This is a genomic window from Microcoleus sp. N9_A2, from assembly GCF_036701775.1.
GTDB lineage: Bacteria > Cyanobacteriota > Cyanobacteriia > Cyanobacteriales > Microcoleaceae > Microcoleus.
In genome coordinates, this window is the sequence record NZ_JAUBRH010000027.1 from 22,993 (window position 1) to 34,590 (window position 11,598).

Annotated in this window: 6 protein-coding genes; 4 read left to right on the forward strand and 2 right to left on the reverse strand. The window is 44.1% G+C overall.

The genetic code is table 11. From position 1 onward, the window contains the following. The first annotated feature begins 154 nt into the window (after nt 1-154). The 4 genes from QUA44_RS16900 (at nt 155) to QUA44_RS16915 (ending at nt 5,323) form a co-directional block, all read left to right on the forward strand. Nucleotides 155-2,212 carry an ATP-binding protein gene (locus tag QUA44_RS16900; protein WP_333252712.1) on the forward strand — a complete coding sequence of 686 codons (2,058 nt, stop codon included), beginning with the start codon at nt 155-157 and terminating at the stop codon, nt 2,210-2,212. Between the two features lie 5 nt (nt 2,213-2,217). Continuing rightward, nucleotides 2,218-2,913 (forward strand): hypothetical protein, encoded by a 696-nt coding sequence (locus QUA44_RS16905; protein WP_333252710.1) that lies wholly within the window; start codon nt 2,218-2,220, stop codon nt 2,911-2,913. Beyond that, the gene (locus QUA44_RS16910; protein WP_333252708.1) at nt 2,897-3,892 is read left to right on the forward strand and encodes an MBL fold metallo-hydrolase; all 996 of its coding nucleotides are present in this window, start codon (nt 2,897-2,899) and stop codon (nt 3,890-3,892) included. The genes QUA44_RS16905 and QUA44_RS16910 overlap by 17 nt, the downstream gene beginning before the upstream one ends. A gap of 390 nt (nt 3,893-4,282) precedes the next feature. After that, the gene (locus QUA44_RS16915) at nt 4,283-5,323 is read left to right on the forward strand and encodes a tetratricopeptide repeat protein (RefSeq protein ID WP_333252705.1); all 1,041 of its coding nucleotides are present in this window, start codon (nt 4,283-4,285) and stop codon (nt 5,321-5,323) included. Between the two features lie 447 nt (nt 5,324-5,770). On the opposite strand, the gene QUA44_RS16920 is transcribed toward QUA44_RS16915, so the two are convergent. Next, nucleotides 5,771-7,123, reverse strand: a complete 1,353-nt coding sequence (locus tag QUA44_RS16920) for an aminotransferase class III-fold pyridoxal phosphate-dependent enzyme (protein WP_333252703.1) — start codon at nt 7,121-7,123, stop codon at nt 5,771-5,773. A gap of 59 nt (nt 7,124-7,182) precedes the next feature. Further along, nucleotides 7,183-11,544: an amino acid adenylation domain-containing protein gene (locus QUA44_RS16925; RefSeq protein ID WP_333252701.1), complete on the reverse strand. Its 4,362-nt coding sequence runs from the start codon at nt 11,542-11,544 to the stop codon at nt 7,183-7,185. Nucleotides 11,545-11,598 lie beyond the last annotated feature (54 nt).

The following is an 11,598-nucleotide window of genomic DNA, read 5'->3' on the forward strand; positions in this document are numbered from 1 at the left end:
AATTGGTAATCGGGAATTAGGAATTAGGCAATTGTTCGGATGTATCTTACTAAATGGTTCGGGTAAGGTGCTTGTGGCATAATACATATAGAGGTTCTGTATAAATCCTGAGATTGTTGCCTACTCTTGGTGATATTAAATAACGGACAATATTATGCACTTTAAGTTTTCACCAAACATCCTCAACAGGCTAGGCGAGGAACTGATCCCGAACCCGGATCAAGGTATTATAGAGTTAGTTAAGAATGCTTATGATGCTGATGCTACAAAATGCACCGTAGAGCTTATAAATACTAGCAATATAGGTGGCTCAATAATTATTTCAGATAACGGTACAGGTATGGATACCGATGCCATTAGTGAGGGATGGTTGGTACTGGGTCGCTCAAAAAAAGCAGCCCGACAGCCCACACTGCTGGGACGTTTACCTGTTGGCGATAAAGGATTAGGCAGGCTAGCTGCTTTGAGGCAAGGTTCTCAAGTTGACCTAAAAACCAGACCTAAAAATGAGCCGGGATTTGAGTACAGTCTCATAATTAACTGGGATGTTTTTGAAGGCGCTGATGTCGTAGAAGATGTCTCTTTTGATGCTCAAAAAAATTCTACTGAAAAAAGTCAAGGAACTGATATTACAATTCATAACTTAAAAGTTAAGTTGGGAAGACTTGAGATTAAAAGACTGGCAAGAGAACTTTTACTTTTAGCCGATCCATTTGATAATAGTGTCGCTTTCCGTCCTCGGCTGATAGCTCCAGGATTTTCCGATATCGAAAAAAAAGTAAATGAGGCTTACTTTGAGGCCGCTGAATATCATTTAAAAGCTAGTTTGAATGCGAAGGGAACTGCTGAAGCGACGCTGTTAGATTGGAAGGGAGACTTGATTTTTAGCGCCGATCATGAAAATATTTCTCGAAATCCCTCTAAAGAACCATACAGAAGTGTGCCAGCGGAATTTGAGATGTGGGTTTTTCTGCTAAATCCTCAAAATTTCTCAGCCAAAAAAGTTTCTTCCGCAGAAGTCAGAAGTTGGCTGACTGAGGTAGGAGGTGTTCATCTTTACCACCGAGGTTTGCGGGTAAAGCCTTATGGCGATCGCACCGATGATTGGCTGAATATCAATTTAGCACGGGCTAGGAACCCTGAGGTGCGTCCTTCCACCAGCACGGTTATTGGCCGAGTAATTGCGATCGATCCTGATGACTTCCTAATTCAAAAAACCGATCGGCTCGGTTTCATAGAAAATGAAGCTTTTTTGGAGCTGAGACGCTTTGCTGTCGATGTGTTGGAATGGATGGCTAAAGAGAGGCTGAAAGAAACAGAAAAGAAACGAGAGGAAATCAAGCAAGAATCTAGTCAAGATGTTGAGGATGTCAAAATACGTCTTGAAAAAGCGATCGAAGAAGCAGTAGCGCAAGAAAATCGGGCGATCGTGCGGAATGTAGTTAAAGAGTATGAAACTGCTAAAGAGCGAGAAATAAAAGCATTGCGCGATGACCTTCAGCTCTATCGCAGTTTGGCTACAGCGGGAACAACGGCAGCAGTTTTTGCTCACGAATCTAGTAAACCTGTCACTCTAATCCAGAAATTAGCTCAGAGAATAGAAAGTAAAGGAAAACAACTACTGAGTGACGAGGAATATACAGAGTCTCTGAAAGAACCTGTAGAAATGCTTTATCGAACCAGTAGTTCTTGGAAGCGTTTTGCTAATTTTCCGCTGCATTTATTAAAACGAGAAAAGCGTCGCTCTGGTGTGATAGATGTCCACAGTGTTATTGACGATACAGTTGAACTGTTCCAACCTTTTTTTGAAGAATCTAAAATAGAAATAAAAACAATAAAAGTTAATCAAATACCCCACATCAGGGGTAGCATTGCTCTGGTAGAAGCCATTCTGACAAATCTGCTGACAAATACTATTAATGCTTTCCAGGTTGAGGGCGCACGCAATCAAGGACGGAAAATAATTATCATCACTGAAATTTCAGGGAATAACGTGCGACTAAAAGTCTTAGATAATGGTTTGGGAATCAAGGATATTGAACTAGATGAAATTTGGTTGCCTGGTATCACGACTACAACTGGTGGTACAGGTTTTGGCTTGACAATTGTCAAAGATTCTGTTAAAGATATGAGAGGGAAAGTACGCGCGATCGCGAATGGCGAATTGGGAGGAGCTGAGTTTGCTGTAGAATTACCGCTTTCTGGGAGTTAACTGTAATGATTGCACAAATTTCACTTAATAAAATAGCAATAGTTGATGATGAACCAGACTTAGCTAAGGTGACTGGGTGGGATGTAGAGGAGGCGGGTTTTGAATCTTTTATAGTCGATGACTTTTTCAGAGAAGTCGATGTACTTGCATCGCATATTGAGAAAAATGCTCAAGGTGCCTTGTGCGACCATCGTTTGGCTAATTATGGGCGGACTAATTTTTCTGGAGCGACATTAGTAGCCGCATTGTACGATCGAAAAATTCCATCTATTCTCATAACTCAGTACACCGCAATAGATGCCAATGTCTCTATTAGAAAGTCGCGGCGCAAAATTCCCGTGCTTTTGAGTCGAGATGAAGCCAATGCTGCGACTATAAAACAAGGAATTGAAAACTGTGTTTTAGAACTTAGGGGTCAAGTCCCCAGTAACAGAAAACCTCATAGAACGCTAGTAAGAATCACCAATACTGATAAAGAATCTGGGGAAGATGTTCTAGATGCAATAGTTCCTGGTTGGAATCCCCATGAGGCTGTTCGTTTTCCTGCTGTGCTTATTCCCGAAGAAATTCGACAGGACGCACTAAAAGGAGGTGTCCGTTTATTTGCTCATGTTAATATAGGAGCTGATAAATCTGAGGATCTTTATTTTGAGAAATTCCAGTTAGCACCTGAGTTAGATGATAATGATGAGCTTACCTGAACTTATAATTTTAGATGTTGGTCATGGAAATTGTGCAGTTTTGAGAGATACAAACGGCGTAATAGTTATTGACTGTGCTTATGGCGTTACTTTGATAGAAACATTGGAACATTTATCTATTCAAGAAATTTCACATATTTTGATTTCTCATGCTGATGCAGACCACATTGCAGGCATCATCAACCTGCTGTTAAATGAAGATATCAAAATTAATAACGTACATTTAAATCCCGATTTACTCAGGAACACAGAAATTTGGAAAGACTTACTTATTGCTTTAAAAGATGCACGGCTACGTTTGGGTACAGTAGTTTCAAGTGAACTGACAACAACAAAAACAGGTCAGTTGAATGTGGGTCAAGTTATGGTAGAAATTCTTGCCCCAACTCCTGAATTAGCCCTGGCTGGTGGAGTAGGTAAAACTGTGGACGATCGCCGATTGAACCCCAACTCGACATCGGCTGTTATTGGTCTGGTTCACAATACTCATAGAGTGGCTATATTAGGTGCTGATATTGACCAAGTTGGATTAGACGAACTTCTAAAGGAAAGAAGTGAATTGAAAGCTGACATCTTGGTTTTTCCACATCATGGAGGTAGACCGGGCGGTGCTGATAGCAAAGCATTTGCTCAGCAGTTGTGCGATTTAGTCCAACCTAATCTAGTAGTATTCTCGATCGCTCGGGGGAGATTTGGAAATCCCCGCGAAGGCATAGTAGAAGGTGTAGTTACTTCTTTGCCAACGGCTCATATTTTATGTACTCAGCTATCAAGCAAATGTGCAGACAGCGTTCCCGATTCAGAACCCGCGCACTTAAATGCTCTGCCTGCTAGGGGGCGCACAAGCAACAGTTGTTGTGGAGGAACTGTATCAATCAAGATTGCAGGCAACAAAACGACTTATGCTGCCGGCATTGCTGCACACCAAGAATTTATCGATCGAGTTTCTCATCCACTATGTCGGCGTTTTAGAGTTTGATGTTGCTTATTCATGGCGAGTTTGTTAACAATATCTAAAGTTTACACTTAGAAAACACGTGCAGCAATTGATACCAAGTTTTACGATCGCTTCGATCACAGCCCGAGAATGGGAAACAGGATTTCGACTAAAATCAGACTTTTTACTGAAACTCAAGATTGTCAATAATCGAACTGGTAAAGTAAATCAAGCCGGCGTAGTGACGGTCTCCAGAAGCTCGAAGAGCTGTTAAAATGAACCTAAAATCCTGTTTCCGGTAGATAGCCTACAATCAATTTGAGGGTAATCTAATAACGGGTGGCAAAAAAAGAGAAGTTTAACAGTTGTTCAACTCAAAACTGACAGCAAAGGAATCAACCCCCAGAATCAAGCAATCCTGAAAGTTGACATATGAACCTCAAACAATTTTACAAACGCGGTTTGCACAGCGCCAAGAAAGGAAACTATGAAGCGGCACTTGAGGACTTCGATCAGATATTGCAAGTCAATCCCGCCGATGCCAAAGCCTATAACAATCGCGGCTTGGTTTACTATTACATGAAAGACTACCAAAAGGCGATCGCAGACCTCACCCAAGCACTAGATATCAATCCTAGCTTGTTCGAGGCCTATCTGAATCGAGGCAATGCTTGGCGCCATCTCGGAGAACACGAAAAAGCCATTGACGATCTCAACTGCGCTTTAGCCAGTAAGCCTAATAACCACGCTATCTACAACAACCGAGGACTCGTACTTGCTAATTTAGGGCATTACGAAGAAGCAATAGAAGACTACAATCAAGCTCTCTCTATCAATTCCCACAATTATAAAACCTATTACAACCGGGGGCGCGCTTACTACCTTTTGGGAGAAAAAGAAGCAGCAACGGAGAACTTTAACGAAACGCTGCGATTGAATCCTAGATATATCAAAGCTTACATAAATCGCGGTCTCTGTTACCACCAATTAGGAGACAATACGCAGGCGATCGCCGACTATAACACTGCACTCGGCATCGATCCAAATAATGTTTATGCGTATTATAACAGAGGTTGCGTTCGCTATAAATTAAAACAAATGCAGCTTGCAATTGAAGACTTTAACAAAGCAGTGGAACTCGATCCCAACTATGTTAAAGCTTACCTCAACCGGGGTTTAGCGCTGTATAAACTTGGAGATATTGCGACAGCAAATAAGGATTTTTACCACGTAATGTGCATTAATGCTGAATCTTATTTATACTACCAGGCCCAGCGGTGCACACCTGATATTAATTCGTACTTCAAGGAAGCGCCGCAGGTGGAACTTAATAATGCTGTCGAATACTACAACACAACATTAAATACGATGTCAACTTCCTTAAGTTCCGCAGCATTAAACGCCGTCTGGAATCAAGAAGATTTGGAGAACCGAGACTCGATTATCTGTGAAGGTGAATTTATTAATGATTGATTTAGTCAGTAGTCAGTGTAGTCAGTAGCCATTAGTCATTAGACTTATTGCCTAAATCTTTGAGCGAGGAAACTGCAGATGCAACGCACAGACATTTAAACCCACATTCCGCAACCCCCAACGGGCAGCGTACATGGATTGAGTAGATCAAAGTGAATCATCCGAGACAATGGTAAGTAGAAATATTCAATAATTTCTGTCCCTAATGATCACCCCGTTCTCCATTCCTGAAAATTGAGGTTCGGAGGTGAGTTAAATCTGAGTCCGTTAAAAATGCGATCGGGAGCATCTCATATTTGTAAAAACACTTTTTCTGGCTCCTTCCTTCTTCCTCCTTCTTTCTGACTCTTTCCTCCTGGCTCCTGGCTCCTGGCTCCTAACTCCAATTTCTAGCTTGGCTGCATGCAGAAGTGAGATGCTCCCAATGCGATCGGTCAAAAACCAAGTTTATTGCTGAATCGGGAAAAAGCCTCCTTCGCGCATTTCTTGAATACTCTCTTTAACTGCCTGAATGATGCGCTCTGTGTCTTCATTAGTGTGAGCGGTGGAGAGAAAGCAGCTACGACCTTCGGATATGAAAATACACTTTTCGAGTAAGTGAAAAAGTAGCGGATCTATCTCAACCGAGGCAGCAGCGCGAAATTGCGAGCCGAAATTTACAAGCCAGACAGAGACTTCATTTTCTTTGAAATAAGCATTCAGGGTTTCAACTAGCTGCGAAGTTCGCTGATTCAACTGCTGCTGAAGGGTTGGGCCTTGACTTTTAAGATAGCGCAGCACGGAACGCGCAGCAGCCAGAGCAAGTGGGTGCTTGCAAAAAGTGCCGGCAAAAATTGTTGTTTTTACCTGGGGGGAGGAATCATCGCCGTAGTTCCACAAACCGCCGTCAATTTTATCCATATAAGCAGCTTTTCCAGCGATAATTCCAATCGGCATACCACCCCCGACGATTTTACCGTAAGTTGCAATATCTGCCTCAATGCCAAACCACCCCTGCGCCCCGCCTTGATGAATTCGGAAACCAGTAACCATTTCATCAAAAATCAGCGCAATTTCTGATTCTTTTGTTAATTGTCTGAGTTGGTGGAGAAATTCTTTGGGTTGTAAATCGAGACGGCGGCTTTGCACCGGCTCGACGAGAACCGCCGCTAATTCATGCTGGTGAGCTTTGATCATTTCCAGGGCGTGAGGGCTTCCGTAATCCAAAACTAAAACATCTTCAATAAAATTAGCGAGAATTCCTGGCGCTTTTGGAATGGTGCATAAATCGCCATTGATCTTTTTTAGAACTGCGAGAGTTCCGTCAAAATGACCGTGATAAGAACCAGAAAACAAAGCAATTTTATTGCGTTTAGTTGCCGCTCTAGCTAATCGTAAAGCTGCCATCACCGCTTCCGTACCCGTATTAGAAAAAGTGACGCGCTCCATTCCCGTTAATTCGCAGATTAATTCCGCAACTTCTCCGGCAATTTCTGCTTGAGGACCAATTTGCACACCGCGATCGAGTTGCTGTAATAGGGCTTCTTTAATAAAGGTCGGATTATGACCGAAAAGATTGATGCCAAATCCCATCGTGATATCGATGTATTCGTTGCCATCAACATCCCATATTTTAGAGCCAAGCGAGCGATCGGCGACAATGGGATAAAACATCTCCTTGACGGGAATGCGAAACCCATCAGAAGCCCGATTGTCAGCGAGAACCGGACGGTATTTTTGCGCGAAATTCTTAGATGTCTTTGTGCGATCGGTGTAGCGCTCTATGAGCGCTTTCATGTGTCTTTGTTGCAATTCGTTCATTTTGAAGTCTCCAGAGATTGAGCTAGGTAGGGACGCAATGCTTTGCGCCCTTATAGGTTTTAATTGTGGCTACCTATCAAGCCACAATCGGCGAGATAGGAAAGGTAAGTGCGAAACAGATTCGCATCCGCTTGCGGACAGGTGATGTCAGTGGTAGCAAGTCCATCTAGTGTATTTTTGCAATCGAACTGTAGCGTTCCTGATTGTGACATTTCCGCTTCAGAAACTTTTTCTGAAAAAAGACCGACAAGCGGGTACAAAGCATTTTCTGGAGAATATCCAGCGCGATTGATTATTTCTGCTTGCCAAGCCTCAGACGAAACTCGTTTGATTGGATAACCCATTGAGCAAATCCAGCCCAGCAATTCGCTCATTTGAAAGGACTGAGTGTTGACTAAATGAAAAGTCTTTCCGAGCAATTCTTTTTGCCTCGAAAGATGAACTATCGCTCGGCTCACATAGTCAACAGGCGCTACATTGATCAGCTTATCGCCATCGGGCGCACATCCAAGTTGCACGCAACCAGCGATTAACCTGTACAGTAAGTCACTGGGATTGCAGGCCCCTGTTTTGCTGTCCCCAGAAATGCGACCTGGCCTGTAAATGGTAACAGGAATCCCGCGAGCGCGCGCGACCTCTACTAACTTTTCTGCCACCCACTTAGTCTGAGTGTAAGCGCCTTTTAGACCCTCTCCCGGAGTGAGTTCATCCTCCTCTCGCACCACCTTAATCCCAGATTCTCCCCTGGCCGAGAAAACGGAAATAGTAGAAATTAAATGGACTGGTTTTAGCTTACTTTGACTCGCCAATCTCAGAACTTCCTGCGTCCCCAAAACGTTAGCGGGTTTGAGAACCGAGTAGGGATAAGTAAACTTGACAAACGCGCCATTGTGGTAAATGACATCAATTTTACTGGCTAAAACTCGGAACTGCTCCTCGGAAATCCCCAAAAGTGGTTGAGACAAATCTCCAGCAATTGGGATAATTCGCTCGCTGCTGCTTTCATCCCAAATTAAATAGGATTCGAGGCTGCTTTGAATCCGCTTTTTGCCTGATTCTGCATCGGCAGAACGAACTAGGCAATAAATTTCTGCTTGAGTTTGTTGCAAGAGGTCGCGGAGTAAAAAGGCTCCCAAAAAGCCCGTCGCCCCTGTTAAGAGAATGCAAGCTGGTTCAGTTTTTGGCTCCCTCCATGGAGTTGCAGGGCGAATTGCCGGGTCTAAAACAACTTCAGCGTTAATATCGAAACTTGCAGTGCGATCGCCCGCTGTGTTGCCCCCTTGTTGCATTTCGATTTTTTCAGCTAAACCAGCTACAGTAGGAGCTTCAAACAAAACGCGCAAAGGCAATTCCACCTGAAAAGATTCTCGCACTTTGGCTAACAACTGAGTAATCAGTAATGAGTGTCCCCCCAAGTCAAAGAAATTATCGTGAATTCCTACCTTTTGAAGGTTGAGAAGCTGGCTCCAAATTTCGGCAAGAATCTTCTCACCGGGAGTGCGAGGGCCTACAAACGTATCTGTAAAATTGGCTGCTATTGACGGTGCAGGAAGCGCTTGACGGTCTATTTTGCCATTGGGAGTCAGTGGCAGCGCTTTCAGAACCACAAAAGCAGAAGGTATCATGTATTCGGGCAGCTTTTCTTTGAGGAATGAACGCAGGCTTTCAATCAGTTGTGAGTCCTGAACGCTGAGTTTTGAGTGAGCAACGATATAGGCGACTAAACGCTGATTTCCCGGTTCATTTTCCTGAAGTACAACGACTGCCTCACGTACAGAGGGATGATGAGACAGCCCCGCCTCAATTTCCCCCAATTCAATGCGGAAACCTCGCAGCTTTACTTGGCGATCGACGCGATCGATAAATTCTATATTTCCGTCTGGCAAATAGCGAGCTAAGTCGCCAGTTTTGTAAAGTCGAGTTTTCGGTTCCTGAGTCAATGAATTGCAAATGAATTTTTCTGCCGTGAGTTCTGGTTGGTTTAGATAGCCGCGAGCCAATCCCGCACCAGCAATATATAATTCACCTGCCACCCCTACAGGAACCGGCTGCAAGTGCGAATCGAGCAAATAAATCTGCGTGTTGGGTAGCGGGCGACCTAAAGGAACTGTCTCGGAAATGCGATCGCCTTGCATTTTTACCTGATAAGTCAGCACGCCTACAGTTGTTTCTGTCGGCCCGTAATGGTTGAATATCAAGCAGTCTGGATTGTATTTCTGAATTGTTTCAATTAAATTCCACATCAAAGGCTCACCGCCGAGAATTAATCGCTTTTTAGGTAAGATTTGCGAGGCGTTAGAATCGCTCAACAAAGCTTTTAAGTGAGAGGGAACAATTTTCAGACAATCGATAGAATGTTGCTGAAAATAAGCCGCAATTGCTTGAGGATCTGTTGCGCGTTCTTGAGAGATGATGTGGAGGCACCCGCCCGAACACAAAGCGGGGAAAATAACAGTGTGTCCTAAGTCTGCTGCGAATGTGGAAACGGTGGCAAAATTGGCAGTCGGTGGCAGGTTTAATTTTTCCTGAATGCCGTGCAGGTAATTGAGCAGTTGCCGGTGTTCAATGGCGACTCCTTTGGGTGTGCCAGTGGAACCGGAAGTGTAAATGACATAAGCTAAATTTTCAGGAGAGAGAGGGGGAGAGAGAGAGGGGGAGACAGAGGGAATTTCTGCGTCTAAGCAGACGATCTGTGCTTGAGTTTCAGGCAAATTTTTGAGGAGATGCTGTTGGGTTAACAGCACTGGAGTCTGAGCATTTTGCAACATCAATGCTAGGCGCTCTTTGGGCATGGCTGGGTCGAGCGGTAGGTACGCGCCACCTGCTTTGAGGATGCCTAGAATTCCAGCGATCGCCTGTAGGGGCGGTGCCCCCGTGCCCGCCCCCCTTTCAACGCAAATGCCGACAATCACCTCTGGTTTTATCCCTAATTGTTGCAAATAATGGGCGATTTGGTTAGCGCGGGCGTTGAGTTCGCTGTAGGTAATTTGCTGATTTTCACAAACAGCAGCTATCCGGTTCGGCGATCGCTCTGCTTGTTCTTCAAATAGCTGGTGAACGCACTTATCGAGCTGGTAATCTGCTTTTGTGCTGTTTAATTCTAGTAATAACTGATGTCGGGCGCGATCGCTCAGCATTTCGAGTTGGTCGATCGCGGTTTGTGGGTTGCTGGCTGCACTTTGCACTAAGGCGTAAAATTGCTCTGCCAAGCACCGGATACTGTTGTCTGCAAGGAAGATAGGATCGTAGTGAAACTCAGCCGCGAGCGAGTCATTTTGGCGGTGGCAAGAGAGTTTAACTTTGAAGCGATCGCAGCACGCATACTGCTTGTAAATCGAAAAAGATGTGCCAGCAGCGGCATACTTTTCGAGATGTTCCTCAAACTCGAAACCAAATGGAAAGCCGGAAGAGTTGCCTAGATATTCGTGGGAGAAATATTCTTGATACTTGTATGCCTCGCGTTCTTCCTGCTGAATTTGCTGCAAGGTTTCCGCGAAGGAAAAATTTTCGGTTAGTTGGCTCGACAGCGGTAAAAATTTGGCAAACAGCCCAAGCGCGGGCTCTAGTTCTTCGTATTTTCGACCGTCGAATGCCACGCCAACAGCGAGCTCTGATTGGCCAATCAGCCGCCAGAGCAAAATTTTCCAGCAAGCGAGCAAGAATGTAGAAAGTGAGGTGTTGTACTGGCGGGCGATCGCTTCCACTTTTTCCAGCAAAGCTAACTCTAATTTGACCTCAAAAGCTTGGGGAGTAAATTGAGCTGGCGCGTTGATTAATCTATTTTCAAACGGCAACCTTAAACTCGCTAGCGCCGATAAATCTTGTCTAGTCCAGTATTCTTTGCCCTCCGCCGCTTCCTCATCTTCGAGCAATTCATTTTGCCATTCGGAAAATTGAACGTATTGTACAACTTCATCGGAAAGTTCTTCGCCGTGAAGGGAGGCAGCATAGCACTGGCTGAGTTCTCGAACCAGATTTTTTAGTGTGCGACTATCGGCGCACAGTGCTGGTAAACTGACTAACAAAATATGCCTCTCAGATGAAAGTGTAATTAAAGACAAGCGCCAAACAGGATTGCCCTCGAAGTTGAATAAAGCGCTCTTTTCTTGCTGAAAAATCTCTTCAAGTTTGGCTTCTTGCTCCTGGGGAGTCACTTCACTTAAGTTAACCCAGTTCCACGAAACAGAGCTATGTTCGGAGATAACTTGTATAGGAATTTTTAGCCCGGCCTTTCGCTGAAAGCTTGTCCGGATAATTTCGTGACGATCGCTAACTTTTTCTAAAGCTTTTTTTAGGTTATCAGTTTGAAGACTTCCCTCGATCAAAATAGCGGATTGAATGCGATAAGCAGGGCTGTCTTGCTGCAACAGCCACAGATATTTTTGCTGGGGTGAAAGCCGAAATCCATTAATTGTTTGCATTGTTTTTATTTCTCAAAGCACTACTTTATTCTCGTTACCCGGTTCTGCCTCGAA

Excerpts from the sequence above, each read along its gene's own strand:
- QUA44_RS16900 (WP_333252712.1), top strand. The coding sequence starts at position 155 with ATGCACTTTAAGTTTTCACCAAACATCCTCAACAGGCTAGGCGAGGAA.
- QUA44_RS16905 (WP_333252710.1), top strand. The coding sequence starts at position 2,218 with ATGATTGCACAAATTTCACTTAATAAAATAGCAATAGTTGATGATGAA.
- QUA44_RS16910 (WP_333252708.1), top strand. The coding sequence starts at position 2,897 with ATGATGAGCTTACCTGAACTTATAATTTTAGATGTTGGTCATGGAAAT.
- QUA44_RS16915 (WP_333252705.1), top strand. The coding sequence starts at position 4,283 with ATGAACCTCAAACAATTTTACAAACGCGGTTTGCACAGCGCCAAGAAA.
- QUA44_RS16920 (WP_333252703.1), bottom strand. The coding sequence starts at position 7,123 with ATGAACGAATTGCAACAAAGACACATGAAAGCGCTCATAGAGCGCTAC.
- QUA44_RS16925 (WP_333252701.1), bottom strand. The coding sequence starts at position 11,544 with ATGCAAACAATTAATGGATTTCGGCTTTCACCCCAGCAAAAATATCTG.